The sequence below is a fragment of the Gilvimarinus japonicus genome (assembly GCF_042847215.1).
In the GTDB taxonomy this organism is placed as follows: domain Bacteria; phylum Pseudomonadota; class Gammaproteobacteria; order Pseudomonadales; family Cellvibrionaceae; genus Gilvimarinus; species Gilvimarinus japonicus.
On sequence record NZ_AP031500.1, the window covers coordinates 60,616 to 78,457 of the forward strand.

Annotated in this window: 18 protein-coding genes; 12 read left to right on the top strand and 6 right to left on the bottom strand. The window is 52.8% G+C overall.

Features of this window, described 5'->3' with window-relative positions; translation table 11 throughout:
* Nucleotides 1-10: 10 nt before the first annotated feature.
* A complete protein-coding gene (locus tag ACGHAD_RS00255) occupies nt 11-685 on the bottom strand; it encodes a fumarylacetoacetate hydrolase family protein (RefSeq protein WP_382414209.1) in 675 nt (224 codons plus the stop codon).
* The gene (locus ACGHAD_RS00260; RefSeq protein ID WP_382414207.1) at nt 678-1,271 is read right to left on the bottom strand and encodes a gamma carbonic anhydrase family protein; all 594 of its coding nucleotides are present in this window, start codon (nt 1,269-1,271) and stop codon (nt 678-680) included. Before ACGHAD_RS00260 ends, ACGHAD_RS00255 begins: the two co-directional genes overlap by 8 nt.
* Nucleotides 1,272-1,376: 105 nt before the next feature.
* On the opposite strand from ACGHAD_RS00260, the gene prlC reads away from it, so the two are divergent.
* From prlC to ACGHAD_RS00275, 3 genes are read left to right on the top strand one after another with little or no spacing between them, the layout of a single operon-like run.
* Nucleotides 1,377-3,467 (top strand): oligopeptidase A, encoded by a 2,091-nt coding sequence (gene prlC / locus ACGHAD_RS00265; RefSeq protein ID WP_382414205.1) that lies wholly within the window; start codon nt 1,377-1,379, stop codon nt 3,465-3,467.
* The gene (locus tag ACGHAD_RS00270; RefSeq protein ID WP_339617811.1) at nt 3,464-3,718 is read left to right on the top strand and encodes a YheV family putative zinc ribbon protein; all 255 of its coding nucleotides are present in this window, start codon (nt 3,464-3,466) and stop codon (nt 3,716-3,718) included. Before prlC ends, ACGHAD_RS00270 begins: the two co-directional genes overlap by 4 nt.
* Nucleotides 3,719-4,519, top strand: coding sequence for a substrate-binding periplasmic protein (locus tag ACGHAD_RS00275; RefSeq protein ID WP_382414202.1), 801 nt, complete (start codon nt 3,719-3,721; stop codon nt 4,517-4,519).
* On the opposite strand, the gene ACGHAD_RS00280 is transcribed toward ACGHAD_RS00275, so the two are convergent.
* The 3 genes from ACGHAD_RS00280 to ACGHAD_RS00290 all read right to left on the bottom strand — a co-directional run bounded on the left by ACGHAD_RS00280 (nt 4,492) and on the right by ACGHAD_RS00290 (nt 8,577).
* Nucleotides 4,492-6,336, bottom strand: a complete 1,845-nt coding sequence (locus ACGHAD_RS00280) for a sensor domain-containing phosphodiesterase (RefSeq protein WP_339617814.1) — start codon at nt 6,334-6,336, stop codon at nt 4,492-4,494. The two genes, ACGHAD_RS00275 and ACGHAD_RS00280, sit on opposite strands and share 28 nt — an antisense overlap.
* Nucleotides 6,337-6,440: 104 nt before the next feature.
* Complete coding sequence (locus ACGHAD_RS00285) at nt 6,441-7,136, bottom strand: hypothetical protein (RefSeq protein ID WP_339617815.1); 696 nt, start codon at nt 7,134-7,136, stop codon at nt 6,441-6,443.
* Nucleotides 7,137-7,236: 100 nt separating this feature from the next.
* Complete coding sequence (locus ACGHAD_RS00290) at nt 7,237-8,577, bottom strand: MATE family efflux transporter (protein WP_382414200.1); 1,341 nt, start codon at nt 8,575-8,577, stop codon at nt 7,237-7,239.
* Nucleotides 8,578-8,993: 416 nt separating this feature from the next.
* On the opposite strand from ACGHAD_RS00290, the gene coxB reads away from it, so the two are divergent.
* The 4 genes from coxB to ACGHAD_RS00310 are packed head-to-tail and all read left to right on the top strand — an operon-like array spanning nt 8,994 to nt 13,257.
* On the top strand, nt 8,994-10,139 hold the full coding sequence (gene coxB / locus ACGHAD_RS00295; RefSeq protein WP_382414198.1) for a cytochrome c oxidase subunit II: 1,146 nt from the start codon (nt 8,994-8,996) through the stop codon (nt 10,137-10,139).
* A gap of 10 nt (nt 10,140-10,149) precedes the next feature.
* The gene (ctaD, locus tag ACGHAD_RS00300; protein WP_339617819.1) at nt 10,150-11,700 is read left to right on the top strand and encodes a cytochrome c oxidase subunit I; all 1,551 of its coding nucleotides are present in this window, start codon (nt 10,150-10,152) and stop codon (nt 11,698-11,700) included.
* A 24-nt stretch (nt 11,701-11,724) separates the two neighbouring features.
* Nucleotides 11,725-12,303: a cytochrome c oxidase assembly protein gene (locus tag ACGHAD_RS00305; RefSeq protein ID WP_339617820.1), complete on the top strand. Its 579-nt coding sequence runs from the start codon at nt 11,725-11,727 to the stop codon at nt 12,301-12,303.
* Nucleotides 12,304-12,345: 42 nt separating this feature from the next.
* Entirely contained in the window at nt 12,346-13,257 is a 912-nt protein-coding gene (locus ACGHAD_RS00310) for a cytochrome c oxidase subunit 3 (protein WP_339617821.1), read from the top strand.
* Nucleotides 13,258-13,277: 20 nt separating this feature from the next.
* Here the strand turns inward: ACGHAD_RS00310 and ACGHAD_RS00315 are convergent, their stop codons facing one another.
* Nucleotides 13,278-13,505 carry a DUF2909 domain-containing protein gene (locus ACGHAD_RS00315; RefSeq protein ID WP_339617822.1) on the bottom strand — a complete coding sequence of 76 codons (228 nt, stop codon included), beginning with the start codon at nt 13,503-13,505 and terminating at the stop codon, nt 13,278-13,280.
* Between the two features lie 247 nt (nt 13,506-13,752).
* Here ACGHAD_RS00315 and ACGHAD_RS00320 point away from each other — a divergent pair, with 247 nt between their 5' ends.
* The 5 genes from ACGHAD_RS00320 to ACGHAD_RS00340 all read left to right on the top strand — a co-directional run bounded on the left by ACGHAD_RS00320 (nt 13,753) and on the right by ACGHAD_RS00340 (nt 17,799).
* Complete coding sequence (locus tag ACGHAD_RS00320) at nt 13,753-14,445, top strand: SURF1 family protein (protein ID WP_339617833.1); 693 nt, start codon at nt 13,753-13,755, stop codon at nt 14,443-14,445.
* Between the two features lie 18 nt (nt 14,446-14,463).
* Nucleotides 14,464-15,087, top strand: coding sequence for a hypothetical protein (locus tag ACGHAD_RS00325; RefSeq protein ID WP_382414195.1), 624 nt, complete (start codon nt 14,464-14,466; stop codon nt 15,085-15,087).
* Between the two features lie 12 nt (nt 15,088-15,099).
* Nucleotides 15,100-16,146, top strand: a complete 1,047-nt coding sequence (locus tag ACGHAD_RS00330) for a heme A synthase (RefSeq protein WP_382414193.1) — start codon at nt 15,100-15,102, stop codon at nt 16,144-16,146.
* A 69-nt stretch (nt 16,147-16,215) separates the two neighbouring features.
* Nucleotides 16,216-17,127: a heme o synthase gene (gene cyoE, locus ACGHAD_RS00335; protein ID WP_339617825.1), complete on the top strand. Its 912-nt coding sequence runs from the start codon at nt 16,216-16,218 to the stop codon at nt 17,125-17,127.
* Between the two features lie 9 nt (nt 17,128-17,136).
* Nucleotides 17,137-17,799 carry an SCO family protein gene (locus ACGHAD_RS00340; protein ID WP_382414191.1) on the top strand — a complete coding sequence of 221 codons (663 nt, stop codon included), beginning with the start codon at nt 17,137-17,139 and terminating at the stop codon, nt 17,797-17,799.
* The last annotated feature ends 43 nt before the right edge of the window (nt 17,800-17,842 follow it).

The following is a 17,842-nucleotide window of genomic DNA, read 5'->3' on the forward strand; positions in this document are numbered from 1 at the left end:
GTATCAGTTTTTACGCGCTCAACTGCTCTGCCACGGTCACTGAGAGTTCGCAAAAATCATCCAGTGTGGCCACTAGCTGATCACCGGGTTGTACCGGCCCCACGCCGGCCGGTGTGCCGGTAAACAGCAGGTCGCCCGGTGCGAGTGTGATGTAGCGCGAGAGCTCAGAGATTAACTCGGGCACGGACCAAATCATGTCGCGCCAGATGCCCTGTTGTACGATAGTCCCGTTGCGCGTTAGGGTGAGGCGGTCGGTCGCCTCTAAATTGCGGTAGCGGCCCAGCTGCAAGGCTGAGCAAGGCGCCGAGCCGTCAAAGCCTTTGGCCAGCTCCCACGGTCGTCCCTCGGCTTTTGCCTCGCGCTGAATATCGCGGCAAGTCATATCCAGCCCCACGGCAAAACCGCTCACCGCCTCGCGCGCCTGTTGTTCGTTGGCGCCTTGCAGTGTTTGATCGATAGCGATCACCAGCTCTAACTCGTGGTGAACCTCTTTGCTAAACCACGGGCAGGTAAATACCTCGCCGTGGGCTAACAGGGCCGTGGCCGGTTTAAAAAAGAAAAACGGTGTCGCGCGCTCAGGGTTGTGGCCCATTTCGCGAGCGTGCTCGCGATAGTTGCGACCGATGCAAATAATGCGGGTAACCGGCCAAGGTGTGTCGCGATCGGCGATGGCTAGCTCAGTCATGGCTCTCCCCTTTATCGGCAGCAGCAGAGGGAGTGTTGTCTAAGTAGTGATTTTTAAGCGCGACATAGTTGCCCGCCGAGTAGCGAAAAAACTCTCGTTCTTTATCTTTTAACGGGCGTATTTGCTTGCACGGCGAGCCCATATATAAAAACCCGGATTCGAGCCGTTTGCCCGGCGGTACCAGTGTTCCCGCCCCGATCACCACTTCGTCCTCCACCACAGCGCCATCGAGCACAGTGGAGCCAATGCCCACTAACACCCGGTTGCCAATGGTGCAGCCGTGCAGGCAGACATTGTGGCCCACGGTGACGTCATCACCGATGGTCAGAGGAAAGCCCTCGGTGTTAAAAGGTCCGGCGTGGGTAATGTGTAGCACCGAGCCGTCTTGAATACTGCTGCGTTCGCCTATAGATATACGATGCATATCGCCGCGGATAACCGCGAAGGGCCACACAGAGGTGTCGGCTCCTAGGCTCACGTCGCCAATTACTAAGGCACAGGGGTCGATGTAAACCGTTGCGTCAAAAGTCGGCGTATGATGAAGGTAGCGGCGAATATGAGTGCCGCCCGAATGTTTATTGGCCATAATGAATCCCGCATAAGAGCCCCGCCCGCCGCGAATGACGGGCCGATTGGGTGTATCATACCGATTCTTATGCCGAGACAAAAACTGATCCGACCCGGAGGATAAATGAGTCAAGCCAGCGATAATCCTTTACTGCGCTCCAGCACCTTGCCGCCTTTTGCCGAGATTGAGCCCGAGCATGTGGTGCCTGCAGTACAGACCTTAATCGAAGAGGGGCGAGCCCACTTGCAGGCTTTGCTGGCAGGCCTGGAAACCCCGACTTGGGATACGTTAGTCGCGCCGCTTGAAGCCGAGGATGACCGGCTGGAGCAGGCGTTTGCACCAGTGAGCCATTTGAATGCAGTGGCTAATACCCCGGAGCTGCGCGATGCCTACACCGCCAGCATTGCGCTGCTGACCGAGTACAGCACCGAGGTGTCACAAAACCGCGAGCTGTACCAGGCCTATCAAGCCTTGGCCGATGGCGATGAATACAAGCAATTGACGAGCACCCAGCAAACCGTAATTGACAACGCACTGCGAGACTTCCGGCTCGGTGGGGTTAGCCTTGAGGGCGACGATAAAGCCCGCTACGGGGTGATTGCACAGCGCTTGTCCGAGTTGTCGACCTCCTTTTCTAATAATGTGCTCGATGCGACGGGCGCTTGGTACCTACACTTTGACAATGCCGAGGCTTTGGCCGGGCTGCCCGAGTCAGCCCTGGCGCAAGCCAAACAAGCCGGTGAGCTGAAAAAGCACGATAATGGCGAGCCGCTTGGCGGCTATGTGGTGACCTTAGATTTTCCCTCATTTTTAGCGGTAATGATGTATGCGGACGACCGCACTTTGCGTGAGAAAATGTATCGCGCGTTTGTCACGCGCGCGTCCGCTGACGGGGTAAAAGCCGATGGCAGCAGCGCCGCCGAGTGGGACAATACAGGCATTATTGCCGAGACCCTCGCACTGCGTCACGAGCAATCGCGCTTGTTGGGTTTTGATAACTTTGCCGAGCGCTCACTGGCAAGCAAAATGGCCTCAAGCCCTGAGCAAGTGTTGGAGTTTTTGCGTGAGCTTGGCGAAAAATCCCGCCCCCGGGCAGAGGCCGATTACGCTGAGTTAGCGACCTTTGCCCGCGAGCAAGGTTGTGATGACCTGCAGGCATGGGATGTGACTTACTATGGCGAGCAGCTGCGTCAGCATCAGTACGCGATTTCGCAAGAGCAGTTGCGGCCGTATTTTCCTGCCGAAAAAGTCATTAGCGGTATGTTTGATGTGGTCGCTCGGCTGTTTGATATTAATATTTTACCGGTGGCCAGTTTTGACAGCTGGCACCCAGATGTGCGCTTTTATCACATCTTTAAAGATGGCGAGCAAATCGCCAGCTTTTACCTGGATATTTTCGCCCGCGAACACAAACGCGGCGGTGCCTGGATGGCCGATTGCCGGGTGCGTCGTAAGTTGGCCGATGGCAGCTATCAGCAGCCAGTGGCGTTTTTAACGTGTAATTTTACCCCGCCGGTTGGCGATACGCCGTCGCTATTGACTCACGATGAAGTCACCACTTTATTTCACGAGTTTGGCCACGGTTTGCATCACATGTTGACGACCATCGATATTGCCGCCGTCAGTGGTATTAACGGCGTGGCGTGGGACGCCGTCGAGCTGCCCAGCCAGTTTTTAGAAAACTGGTGTTGGCAAGAAGAGGTCATCGGTATGATCTCGTGCCACTATGAAACCGGCGAACCATTGCCGAAAGCGCTATTAGATAAAATGTTGGCGGCTAAGAACTTTCAGTCTGGTATGCAGATGATGCGGCAGCTGGAGTTTTCATTGTTTGATTTTCGATTGCACGCCGAATACAACCCAGAAAACCCAGTCGCCGCCGCCGTGTTATTGGACGAGGTGCGCCAGCAAGTTGCGGTTATTACACCGCCCGCCTATAACCACTTTGAAAACAGCTTTAGTCATATTTTTGCCGGTGGTTATGCGGCGGGCTACTATAGTTACAAGTGGGCCGAGGTCTTATCGGCCGATGCTTTTTCGGCGTTTGAGGAGGAGGGGATTTTTAATCAAACAACCGGCAAGCGCTTTTTACAAGAGATTTTGCAGCGCGGCGGCTCGCGCGAGCCAATGCATTTATTTGTTAGCTTTCGCGGCCGTGAGCCGAGTATTGAGGCACTATTGCGTCACGGTGGCCTGTTGGAGCGCGCCTCGTGAGTAATTACAGCACTGTTAAGCGGTTTCTGGCCGGGGCGGTTTGCCCACGCTGCGAGGCGGGTGATGCTATTGTGGTTTATTCTCGTGACGAGCGGGATTTTCGCGAGTGTGTTGAGTGTGGTTTTCTTGATGAGATGCACTTTGCTCCGCAGGCCCGTGAACTCGATACCCGTGTCAGTGAAGCCGAGGCCGACAGCAGCGATGAGCAAGTGGTTAAAATTATGCCCTTCCCGACAGATCGCTCGCGTTAAATGACGTGGCGAGCCCGACATAAAGCTCAAGGCTTAGGGGCGTTGTTGCTGAGCGTAACGTTTAGCTGCGCTGCACAGACGCAACTGCCGGATACATTGCATTTAGCCGCGACCGACTGGTGCCCGTACTCGTGTGCCGAGCACGCCGGCCAGCCGGGTATTGTGGCTGAGTATGTCACCGAGATTTTGGCGCGCGAGCAGATTGACCTGACATTGAGTTTTTTACCATGGGGCCGCGCGGTGGCAGAGGCCGAGCGCGGCGCCCTAGATGGTTTACTGACTGCCGTGGTCGATGAGGCGCCAACACTCGCGTTTCCCCGCCATCCTGTGGGGCAGTATCAAGACTGCCTATACACTCGACCCGATAGTGAGTGGGCCTATCAGGGGGTAGATTCGCTGACCCAAAAGCAATTGGGCGTTGTCCAGGGTTATGGCTATACAGAGCAGATTAACCGTTATATCGACAGTGCCACTGACGCGCAAGTAACGGCGTTACGCGGAGTAAACAGCACGGCACGGCTTTGGGATATGTTGTTGTTAGAGCGCTTTGACGTATTTATTGAAGAGCAATTGGTGGTTCAGTGGCAAGCGCAAAGGCAGCAGCGTAACCTCGATAGTTTGCGTGTGGCTACATGTCTTGCACCGCAGCCGTTTTACCTCGCGCTGTACCCCGGGCGGGAGTATACCGATGAGTTGCTAAAGCGCCTGGACCGGGCGTTTTCGGCGCAACGCAACGTTGCGCTTTGGCAGAAAATTCAAGCGCGCTATCTGCCTCAGGCCGAGACCGCGGCACTTAAATAATTACTGCGTAACTCATCGAGACTAATGGGCCGGCTAAATTTAAACCCCTGCAGATAATCGACACCGCGCTCGGCCAACCAGCGTGCCTGGGCGTCAGTCTCGACGCCTTCCGCGACAATCTTCATATTTAACCCCCGCGCCAAACCAATTATTGACTGGACAATGGCGCCACTGTCTTTATCGCCAGGTAAATCCTGAATAAATGAGCGATCGATTTTTAATTTGCTAAAAGGTAAGTGTTTAAGGCGCGACAGTGATGAGTAACCGGTACCAAAATCGTCGATAGATAAGCCGGGACCGAGTTGCACAAGCGCTTGCAGGGAGTGTTGCAGCTCGGCGGAATCGTGGGCAATAACATCTTCGGTGACTTCAAACTCCAGCTGATGGCCTGCAATATTAAAGTGGGTTAATAGCGCCGCAATATTGCGTGGTAGGTGGGGGTGTAAAACTTGCTCGGCACCTAGGTTAATGGCAACTTGTCCCAACTGAATGCCGCTACAGCCTAGTGTGTAAATATCTTCGCACACCCGGCTGATAACAGCTTTGTCTATGTCGTACATCATGCCGGCCGCTTTGGCTAACGGTAAAAATTCAGCCGGGCTGAGCAAGCCGTGTTCTGGGTGTTGCCAGCGCACTAACGCTTCGGCACTGACAATGCGGCGGCTGTCAGCCGCGACAATGGGCTGATACAGCACGCTTAAGCTGCCGTTTTCGGTCGCCTTGCGTAACTGGCGCTCTAGCGTAAAGCGGGCGCGGGCTTCACGAGATATTTGCGCGTTAAAAAAGCGGGCGGTGTTGTGGCCGCGCTCTTTGGCTTGATGCATGGCGGTTTCGGCGTGGCGTAGCAAGGTGTCGGCATCGGCGCCGTCGTCGGGGTAAAAGCACACGCCCGCGCTTAAGGTCACCTGAATTTTATGTTCGTAGATAGCCAAAGGTTTTAGCAGTTGATCGAGCAGCTCTTCGGTGGTGCGCTCTAGGTTTTGCCGCTGACCGCTATTGCGAATAATAAGGGCGAATTCATTGCCACCGGTGCGCGCAATTTTATCTTTACCACGCACCAGTGTCTGTCGCAGTTTGCGCGCGACCGCCATGATAATTTGATCGCCAATGCTCTGCCCAAGGCCTTGATTAATTTGTTTGAGCTTATCGATGTTAATCCAGACTAGGGCAAATGGGTCTTGCTGGCAGTCATTATTTTGCGTGAGCGTTGCGATACGCTTTTGCAGTGCACGGCAGTTGGATAGCCCTGTTAAGTCGTCAAAGTGGGCGACGTAATCAAGCTCTTGCTGGCTTTGCTGCCAGGCCTCGTAGGTGTTGATTAGGCTTAATGTATCGGCAATAGCCGAAATAAATGCAGTGGCCGATAGTGTCCAAGCCATGCGCTGGCGCGCCTCAAGGCAAATTACGCCATAGAGCTTGCCGTGGCCAAAAATGGGGGCATCGAGCATTGAGATGATTTGTTGCGGTACTAGGTAATCGTTTGCAAAGCTGGTGGTGCGTAAATCGGTGCGGGCATCGATGGCATCAACGATGCGCTCGTCCAATAGCGCACGAAAATACGCATCGTGCTGTGTTTGTTGCAGTTGGGCCGAGTGTTGGCTCACCCCGTGTTGACGGTCAAACAATACCTCGAGCGTGAGTTGGCGATGATTATCTTCAAAACGCCAAATACTGACGCGGTCTACATCCAGTAGTTTGCTACACAGAATACTCAGTTCGATGAGTTTGTGTTCTTTATCTAGGGCAATAAAATCCCTGTTGTGGCGCAGCGCCACAAGGCGTTTGTGTAAATGAATAAAATGGTCGCTCTCACCCATATTATTGTCATCGCCGCGGGTGTGTGTGAGGTACCTCGTGCAATGGTACTCGTGTGTCTTATAAATATGGCACTTAAATGGAGGTCTGTCTAATGACAGCCCTGCTATTTTTGCCCGTCAAAATTTAAAAAAATCGAACGATCCGCCGCCAGACAAGGCCAGCGGGATAACTCGACGGACCAGCCGTGTTCGCGATGCTGGGCAAAAAAGCGATCGAAGGCCGCGCCCTTAAAATTGTGCTCTGTTAGTAGTATGTCGGCCGAAAACAGTACCGCTTGATCGAGCTCGATGGCAAATGGCTCGCCAATTAGCTCATGGGCGACGATATTGGCACGAGTTGTGTCCATAGGGGCCAAAGGCGAGCCGCATAGCGTAATAAACCGGTCATTAATCTCTTCTAGCAAGCGGTGGGCAAGGTATGCCTCGGCCAGCAGTACTTGCAGGGTACTGTGGCCGCGCACCAGCTCGGGAGGATGAAGAAAATAGTCGAGCGCCACTTTGAGCAGTGGGTCCACTTGCTCCTGGATGCCAGCATCGCTGGTAATGGCATGAATAGCCTCGATAAAGTCGGGGACGTGCTCGATATAGCGCACGACAAAATCGGCCAATAGCAGGGGCGCGGCATCCAACGGCAGGGCAATAGCACTGTGCAGTGTGCTGCTGCGAATTTGCAGGCGCGCGATTAACGCGGCGGTCTCATCGGTGCAAGCTGAGAGGTCGTCAATCAGGGTCCGCACTTTGCCAACCTGTTCGAGTAGCATATTGTGATGTTGTGTGGGGCTATTGGCCGGTGAATGCATCGAGGTTATCCGTCGATAAACGTTATCGCTTTGCTTAAAAGTAATACAAAGCAAGGGCTTTGCAAGTTGCCCGACGGGCAAAATACACAAATAAATGAAATTATAATGACAGCCGTCGCTGCTGGCCCCAGAACACTAACCCCATGGCGAGGCTACGAGCGAGATTAAAACCGCAAAATGCCAGCCACAGGCCGCTGTTACCCAGCGGTTGGGTAAACCACCACAGCGGGATAAACATGGCCACTGTACAGAGCAGCATAATATTTTGCATGGCGCGGGTGGCACCGCGGCCAAGAAAAATGCCATCCAGTTGGTAGGCCCAGACCGTTAGCAGCGGTAGGGCGATAACCCATCCGAACTGAGCGCTTGCCTGTGCCAGTACCTGGGGCAGCTCGGTAAATAGCGCCAGCCAAACCGATTGCCCGGCCCAAAACAGTAGGCTGATGGCGAGGGCCGTTATCAGCGCGAGCGCTGTGGTGCCCTGCACCACGCGAATAAACTCGGCGCGGTTATTGGCGCCTACGGCTTTACCGCACAGGGCTTCGGCGGCATGAGCAAATCCGTCTAGAGCGTGTGAGGTAAGCAAGACAAATTGCAATAAAATAGCGTTGGCGGCGACGATTTCGGTACTCATACGCGCCCCCTGGGCGGTAAAAAAGGTAAATACCCCCAGCAGGCAAGCGGTGCGGACAAATAAGTGCCGATTCACTTGCAGCAGAGGTAAATATTCTCGCCAGCGGGTTAGGCATTGGTGCCAGCGCGCGCGCAAGCTAGCGCGGTCGATTTTTCCCGCGAGTAAGTACAAACCAATCCCGAGGGCGCTGTACTCGGCGATCACGGAGGCCCAGGCCGCGCCATCACTGTTCATTTTGAGGCCGACAATCAGCACTAGATCAAGAAGTAAATTAACCCCATTGGCCGTGAGCACCAAAAGCAGCGGGCGGCGGGTATCCTGCTGGCCGATAAACCAACCAATCAGGGTGTAATTGAGCAGTGTGGCGGGTGCGCTTAGCACCCGTATCGCGCTGTAGCTGGCCGCTAATGTCGCGACACCGGGCTCGGGCTGCATAAAATACATTCCCAGCTCGATAAACCAGGGTTTAAGGGCTAGCAGGCCTGCGGCTAACAGCAGTGCCAGCACGGCCGAGCGCAACCACAGTTGGCTGGCTTCATTTTGGTCGCGGCGGCCCACCGCGCGCGATACCAAACTGGTGGTGCCCATGCGCAAGAAGCCAAATGACCAGTACAGCAGCGATATCAGGCTGGCCCCGATCGCGACGGCGCCTAGGTAGCGCGGTGAGTCGAGGTGACCCAGGATGGCGGTATCGACGGCGCCCAGCAATGGTACGCAGAGGTTGCTGAGCATAATCGGCCACACCAGCGGCCAAATGCCGTGCAAACGCCTGCTGACAGGCTGGCAGTGTGTGGCTGTTTTTTTCATGGGCGAATCATACCCGGTTGCCGCGCCAGCCGCCTAGGGCGTCGCAAAAGCGCTATCTTCGTGACAAATTTATTGACTTTTTTGGCATCCTATGGCCACATTAACGCTGCAGTTGCGACGATTTGCCGCAGTTTATTAGTCGTATTCCTCCGAATTTTTCGTTGGTACCCAAATAAGCTAACTGAGCGAATCCCACTCGCGGTATCAATGTGTGGTGGATGTTGCGCGCGCGTTAGTTAAGTATTTGCGATAAATGACGTACGCTTGGGGTTTGCAACTGCAATAGCGAAGTTACATCGGAGATGTAAAAGACAGGGTGGTATCGCTTAGGCGTATCTGGGTCAAAAAGCCGAGGTCATTGATGGCCGGCCGTACAACAATAAGCATAACGAAACAGCTAACGGAGAAGATGGGCAATGTTGAAAACAGCACGTAGGCTCAGCGCCTGGATGCTTGGTTTCACGTGTCTGCTAGCGGCAAACAGTGCCCTGGCAGAAGAAGCTGAGCGGTGGAAGTTCAATATGACCCCGGGGGTAACACCGGTTAGTCAGGACGTTTACGGTTTGCATATGCAAATGTTCTGGTGGTGTGTGGGGATTGGCGTTGTGGTTTTTGGCGTCATGTTTGTCAGTATGTTTTTGCACCGTAAATCCCGCGGCGTAAAACCGGCGAACTTTCACGAGAGCACTTGGCTAGAACTTCTCTGGACAGCGATTCCTTTCGTTATCCTGATTCTGATGGGTATTCCCGCCTCCAAGTCACTGATCAACCTCTACGACACTGAAAAGTCCGACATCGATGTATTGATCACCGGTTATCAGTGGCGCTGGAAGTATGAAATTTTGGGCGAAGACGTTAGCTTTTTTAGTAACCTCGCCACGCCTCGCGACCAAATTGATGGTCACGCCGAAAAAAGCGCTAATTACTTATTGGAAGTGGATGAGCCCCTGGTGTTGCCAGTGGGCAAAAAAATCCGCTTTTTGGTAACCGCCAACGATGTTATTCACAACTGGTGGGTACCGGCGTTTGCTGTTAAGCGCGATGCGATTCCCGGGTTTATCAACGACTCCTGGACCATTATTGATGAGCCTGGCACCTACCGTGGTCAGTGCGCTGAGCTGTGTGGTAAAGATCACGGCTTTATGCCCATCGTGGTCGAGGCGAAAACCCAGGCCGACTACCGCGCCTGGCTCGATGAGAAAAAAGCGACCGCTGCGGCGCTGGCCGAGTTAACCGAAAAAACCTTCACCTTTGATGAGCTTTATAGCAAAGGCGAAGAAATCTATAACCGCTCTTGTGCCTCCTGTCACCAAGCCGAGGGGCAAGGTTTGCCGGGAGTGTTCCCGGCGCTTAAGGGCAGCCCAGTGGCCGTGGGCCCAATAGACCATCACATAGACGTGGTCGTGAACGGTGTCGCGGGTACCGCGATGCAAGCCTTTGGTGAGCAATTGTCCGAAGTGGACATCGCCGCTGTGGTTACCTACGAGCGTAGCGCGTGGGGTAACAACATGGGCGATCTGGCTCAACCGCTTGATATTTATAACCATAAACAAGGCAAATAGGAGGTAGACAATGGCTCACGGCCCCGCTAAAGGTTTTACGCGCTGGTTGTATACCACCAACCACAAAGATATTGGCAGCATGTACCTGTGGTTTAGTTTTGCCATGTTTTTCTTGGGCGGTATGTTTGCCCTAGTAATTCGCGCCGAGCTATTCCAGCCCGGCTTGCAAATAGTCGAGCCCAACTTTTTTAACCAAATGACCACCATGCACGGCTTGGTGATGGTGTTTGGTGCGGTTATGCCGGCGTTTGTCGGTTTGGCTAACTGGATGGTGCCACTGATGATCGGCGCCCCCGATATGGCGCTACCGCGGATGAACAACTGGAGCTTTTGGATCCTGCCGTTCGCCTTCGCTATGTTGTCGTCAACTTTGTTTATGCAAGGTGGCGCGCCTAACTTTGGTTGGACGTTCTACGCGCCGCTATCGACAACTTACGCACCGCCCTCGGTAACCTTCTTCATCTTTGCCATTCATATTATGGGTGCCAGCTCCATTATGGGGGCGATCAACATCATCGCTACCATTTTGAATATGCGCGCCCCCGGCATGACCCTGATGAAAATGCCGTTGTTTGTCTGGACTTGGTTAATCACCGCTTTCTTGCTGATCGCCGTTATGCCGGTATTGGCTGGGGTGGTTACCATGATGCTGATGGACATTCACTTTGGCACCAGCTTCTTCGATGCCGCCGGTGGTGGTGATCCGGTATTGTTCCAGCACGTGTTCTGGTTCTTTGGTCACCCTGAGGTGTACATCATGATCTTGCCGGCGTTTGGTATCGTCAGCGCGATCATCCCCACCTTTGCTCGCAAGCCGTTGTTTGGCTATAGCTCCATGGTCTACGCCACCGCCGCGATCGCTATTTTGAGCTTTGTGGTTTGGGCGCACCACATGTTTACCGTGGGCATGCCGATCGCCGGTGAGTTGTTCTTTATGTGGGCGACCATGCTGATCTCGGTGCCTACCGGGGTTAAGGTGTTTAATTGGGTGGCCACCATGTTCAAAGGCTCTATGACCTTTGAAACACCGATGTTGTTTTCTATTGCGTTTGTGATCTTGTTTACCATCGGTGGTTTCTCGGGCCTGATGCTTGCTATTGCTCCGGCGGACTTCCAATACCACGATACCTACTTTGTTGTGGCTCACTTCCACTATGTGCTGGTGCCTGGGGCGATCTTTTCGATCACCGCTGGCGTTTACTACTGGCTGCCTAAGTGGAGCGGACGCATGTACAACGAGACCATGGGTAAAGTACATTTTTGGCTGGCGTTTATCGGCCTCAATGTCACCTTCTTTCCCATGCACTTCTCGGGTTTGGCCGGTATGCCGCGTCGGATTCCCGATTACAACTTGATGTTTGCCGACTGGAATATGATCTCATCGGTGGGTGCATTTTTGTTTGGTGCCGCCCAGGTGGTGTTTTTATACAATGTCATATCGACCATTGTGTCGGGCAAAAAGGCCTCGGATGAAGTGTGGGATAACCCGGAGGGGTTGGAGTGGACCGTGCCATCGCCGGCGCCATATCACACCTTCGCTGAGCCACCTGAAGTTAAGTAACAAGGTGACGCCGAGCTTACGCCTATGAAGTTATCGTGGCCTAAAAACCCGGTTACCACATTAAGCCTAAAGCTCGGTTTAACAGTGTGTGGCATGTTTGTTTTTGCTATTTGGGTCATGCCGCCACTGTACGATGCGTTTTGTGATATTACCGGCCTAAATGGCAAGACTGGGGACAAATACGAATCGGTCGCCAGCGCGGTTGATACCAGTCGTATTATTAATGTGCAGTTTGTCGCGACCAACAACGAGGGAATGCCCTGGCAGTTTGGCCCCGAGATTAAACAGATCTCGGTGCACCCGGGCGAACAAACCAGAATTAACTATCTGGCAAAAAACCCCACCGGGCGCGATATGGTAGGGCAGGCGATTCCGAGTTTGGTGCCCTACAAAGCGGCTAATTATTTTCACAAAACAGAATGTTTTTGTTTTGAGCAACAAGCACTGTTAGCAGGAAAGGATGCCATCTTGCCGATGATATTTATTATCGACCAAGATCTTCCTGAACATATTAAAACGATCACGCTGAGCTACACCGTATTTGATGTGACAGATCGTTTTAGCAAAGAAGAGTTGTTAAGCATGGTCCACGATGGGCCTTAACATTAACCGCAAAACAATAAAATTTCGGCGGGGAGTACAACTATGAGTGCAGGAACCTACTACGTACCGGAGCAAAGCAAGCTGCCGATTTGGGCGAGCTTTGGTTTGTTTTTAACGGTATTTGGTGCGGCCAACTGGATCAATGGTAGCGCTAAAGGCCCCTATATCTTTTTAGCGGGGGGGCTGGTTTTCGCCGCCGTTCTGTGGAACTGGTTTAGCATTGTTATTACTGAAAACATGGCAGGCCTGAACAGCCCTCAGCTCAAGCGCTCGTACGTGATGGGTATGGGTTGGTTTATTTTCTCTGAGGTTATGTTCTTTGCCGCGTTTTTCGGCGCCTTGTTTTACATTCGTACTTTGGCGCTGCCTTGGTTGGCCGCCGAGGGCGATGGCGTTGATAATGGTTTGTTGTGGCCGGGCTTTACCGCCGAGTGGCCATTGCTTACCACGCCCGATATGGCTGCCAACGGCGATGGCGCAACTCGCCTTGGCCCCGATGATAGTATGAGTTTTCCCGGCTGGGGTGGCTTGCTAGGTTGGTTGCCTTTGTGGAATACCATTATCCTGTTGACGTCCAGCTTCACGGTACACTTTGCCCATAGCGCCATTAAAAACAACAATCGTAAAGGCTTTAATATTTGGCTTGGCGTAACCGTGTTGTTGGGTGTAGTGTTTTTGATTCTGCAGGCAGAAGAGTATATTCACGCCTATCACGAACTGGGGTTAACGCTGCAATCGGGCATTTATGGCACCACCTTTTTTATGCTTACCGGGTTTCACGGTGCCCACGTTACTATTGGTACGCTGTTGTTGTTTATTATGTGGCTGCGCTCGGTTATTAAGGGTCACTTTAAGCCAGATGACAATTTTGGCTTTGAAGCCGCCAGCTGGTATTGGCACTTTGTTGATGTCGTTTGGGTCGGCTTGTTCTTTGTTGTGTATGTGTTTGGCTGATATTCATCAGCACCTTGGGCTCAGCGTAGCCGCTGATCCCAAGGTGCTGTATCCGTTAAAATGCCAGAATAAAATCCATAGACAACGCAAATCATCATTAAGCTTGCAAGCGTAATGCGAATACCCAGCGCATAGAGCGTACGTTTTTTATTAGGCACACCGGCATCGCGCAAAAGGTAGGTTAAGCCAGCCGTTAAACTAAGTACAACGCCGATAAACAGCAGTAAGATAATTATTTTAAGCCACATAATAAAACCATTGATTGTTCGAGCAACCTACGGGTAAGCTCAGTGAACTGAATAGTAACGCAGGTAGCGCATTTTCCCAAACGGCCGGGGTATGTGAGTCACTGAAGTCGATGTTGTTGTGATTCAGGTGTAGTAATAAAGCCATGGTTGAAAGCTTGAGGTAGAGGTACGCCTTGTGACATCCGCGCCCGCAGCTCCCCCACGTCTTACTCTTACGCCTAATCGTGCGATTATTTTTTTGACTGTTGTGTTTTTTCCGTTGCTTTTAACGCTGGGTTTTTGGCAGTTATCCCGCGCCGAGCAAAAGCGTGATATTTTGCAACAAATACACGAGCGGCAAGCTGGCGCGCCGGTGGCGCTGGCTGATACGAGCTTGGCGGCACTAAAACCCTATACGCGAGTAATCGCGCGCGGTCAGTTTGATAATCAACACCTTTGGCTGATTGACAATCGCCAGCGCGACGGTCGTATTGGTTTTGAGGTTGTACAAATATTTGAACTTGAGAATGATCAACGAGTGTTGCTGAATCGGGGTTGGCTTGCCGCCGATGTAAGCCGCACACAGTTGCCCGAGGTACCGCTCGTAACCGGTAGCGTTAGTATTTTTGCCGAGCTCTACCCGGTTAGCCAGCACCCATTGCTTAATGCACAGGGCGAGACGTCGCAATGGCCGCGTGTGATCACCGAGGTAGACGTGGCGGTAATGGGCGAGAGTGTGGGGAAGTCGTTAGCACCCGGCATACTAAAACTTGACGAGGCGAGCCCCGGCGCCTTTCGCACAGGTTGGCAAGCCGTTAACATGATGCCCGAGCGGCATACCGGTTACGCTTTACAGTGGTTTGGTCTGGCGTTAGCGCTGGCAATATTAACGCTGTTTGCCAATACCAACCTTGCCACTTTGTGGCGCTATTACAGACATAGCAGTACGACTAAAAAATAACGAATAGGTCGATCATTTATGACGGATACGCAACAGACAACGCCACGACCCAATAAAAAACGCGGGCAACTGCAAGCGTTGTTGTTAATGCTGGTGGTGGCACTGCCGATGATTGCGGCTTATACCATTTATCATACCGGCTGGGGGATGCCAGAGGGTACGGTTAATAAAGGCACGTTGCTGGCGCCGCCGCTCGCGCTATCCGAGCTTGCACCGCATGAGCAAGGTGAACGGTGGGACTTAACTCACGAGCCTAAGCGCTGGCGCTATGTCATACCGGGCAATGCTAAATGCGATAAAACGTGCATGGATAACTTGTACTTGACCCGTCAGGTACACATTCGCCTAAACGAAAAAGCTGAGCGTGTTGAGCGTATTTACCTATTGCTAGACGACACCTTATCGCCCGAGCTGGCCGCGCATATCAAAGCGCAGCATCCGTTGTTGCGGGTTATGACAGTCAATCGCGCAGATCTTACGCAAGCGCTACAAAGCAGTAACTTTAGCGATGATCCGGTCGCCGCTGGCCGCTATTTCTTAATGGATCAAGAAGGGTTTTTAATGCTCACTTACACCCCCGAGCATACCGGTGGCGAGCTATTAAAAGATGTAAAAAAAATGCTTAAAACCTCCTACGAATAAGAGCTAGGTAAAATGCAACAAAAATTGTTTGTGTGGGGCTATCGCTTAGCACTAGCTGCAACGGTACTGGCCTGCATCGTGGTAGTGTTAGGCGCCTTTACCCGGCTTTCTGATGCGGGCCTAGGTTGTCCCGATTGGCCGGGATGTTACGGCCATATGACGTGGCCCACCACCGATGAACATGTCGCGACCGCCGAGGCGCTGTTTCCTGAAACGCCGGTTGAACACGATAAAACCTGGCCGGAAATGGTGCATCGTCATTTTGCCGGTACGTTAGGGCTATTGATTTTAGCCCTGACGGTATTAACCTGGTGGCGAGCCGGAAAAACCTCAGAGCGTCTGCCTCGGGGACATACCTTAGGGCTGTTAGTCTTAGTGATCGTGCAAGCGGCATTTGGTATGTGGACGGTAACGCTCAAGCTTTGGCCGCAAGTGGTTACGGCGCACTTGCTGGGCGGCTTTGCCACCTTGAGTTTATTATGGTTGCTGGTGCAGCGTTTGGGGGATAAAAATTGGCATTTAGCCGAGGGTGTTTACACCCGAGTGCGAGCCTTGCGGCCCCTGGTGGTTGTCGTGTTGATGCTGGTGGTGGTGCAAATCGCGCTGGGTGGTTGGACGAGCTCTAATTACGCGGCGTTAGCGTGCACAGACTTTCCCACGTGCCACGGTGAGTGGTGGCCGGATATGGACGTCGCCCGCGGTTTTAATTTAGCGCAGGGTATCGGCCCCAACTATTTAGGTGGCCTGTTAGAGGGCGAGGCCCGAACGGCGATTCATATGGCGCACCGGCTGGGTGCGTTAGTGGTAAGCGTGAGTGTTTTACTGTTGGTGATACGCTTACTGCGCATTGGCAAAGAGGCCAAAGTGTTAGGCTTTACGCTGCTGGCCGTTTTATTGCTGCAAGTGAGCTTAGGTATTACGAATGTAGCGGCGCATTTACCCCTGCCGGTGGCGGTGGCGCACAATGCCGGTGGCGCTCTGCTGTTATTAGTACTGATGACCTTGACGCATCGGGTCTATTCGGCGCAGAGTACGACAGCGTGTATTAAAACAGAATAATGTAAGCACGAGTTTCATAGCAATCTTGAATGCGAAACCGAGTTACCATAACAAAGAAGCGGTAGTCTTATGACCCAAACACAAGCTCACTCTGCGGCCCAATCGCCCTCGTGGCGTGATTACTATGAGCTAACCAAGCCCCGTGTGGTCATGCTGATGATTCTCACGTCGGTGATCGGTATGTTATTGGCCGTGCCCGGCATGGTGCCCCTAGACGTTCTGATTATCGGTAACCTAGGTATTGCTTTGTGTGCCGGATCGGCGGCCGCCGTTAACCACTTGGTGGATCGTGGCATCGACCAAAAAATGGCCCGCACTTATAACCGCCCGGTTGCCAAAGGTCGGGTCGAGCCTATGCAGGCGGCGCTGTTTGCGTTAGTGATTGGCGCGATTGGTATGGCGCTACTGCTGGTTTTTATTAATACCTTAACCGCCGTGTTAACGCTGGTATCTCTGTTGGGGTATGCGGTGGTTTACACCTTGTTTTTAAAGCGTGCCACGCCACAAAATATTGTTATTGGCGGCATTGCTGGCGCCGCGCCACCACTGCTGGGCTGGACGGCGGTGACCGGTACGCTTGATGGCCACGGACTGCTGCTGGTGCTGATTATTTTTGCCTGGACGCCGCCACATTTTTGGGCGCTGGCGGTACACCGCAAAGATGAATACGCCAAAGCCGATATCCCAATGCTGCCGGTCACTCACGGCGAGCAATACACCAAACTGCACATCTTGTTGTACACCATTATTATGGTGCTGGTAACGGTATTGCCTTTTGTTACGGGCATGATGAATTGGCTCTATTTAGTGGGTGCGCTGGTGTTGGGTGCCGGATTTATTTACTGGTCATTAATGATGCTGTTTAGCAAGCGCGAAGGCGTTGGCATGGATACGTTTAAGTATTCGATTGTGTACCTAATGGCGCTATTTGTGGTGATGCTACTCGATCATTATCTGTTGCCGGTAACTCACCCGTTTTAAGGAATTAGCGTGACTGAGCTCGATACCAAAGCCCAAACCCGTCGTGGTATTCGCCTAACCGTTATCGGCTGTTTGGTTTTTATTACGTTGCTACTCACGCTTTTGGTGAATAAACTCACCACGCCCCGGGTAATGACGGCCGACGAGCTGCGGCTAAACGGGGCTGTAGTGTTTGAAACCCCGCGCCGGTTTGATGACTTTGCATTGCGCAACCAAAAGGGCGAACCTTTTACCCGCGAAGACTTTGTCGGCCAGTGGTCGCTGGTGTTTTTTGGCTTTACCCACTGCCCCGATATTTGCCCCACCACCATGGCCGAGCTGGACCGGTTAGTGTCGAAGTTACCCGACGATATCGCCAAAGAGACTCAAGTGGTATTGGTAAGCTTAGACCCGGCGCGCGACACGCCAGAGGTTTTATCTGAATACGTGGGTTATTTTGACCCAAACTTTATCGGTGTTACCGGCGATTTTCTGACTCTACGCCGCTTTGCCAATCAGGTTAATGTGGCTTTTAATAAAGTCACCGTTGGCGATGATTACACGGTTGATCATTCGGGCAATATTGTGCTGATTAACCCCCGTGGTGATTATCACGGCTTTTTTAAGCCCCCTTTCGAGCTGGCAAAACTCAAAGCGACCTACAGCTCTATTCATCAGAGCTTTACGCACTGAGCTTTTTCACCATCTAACACTCTCCGCGCTTTATTTGTCGTAC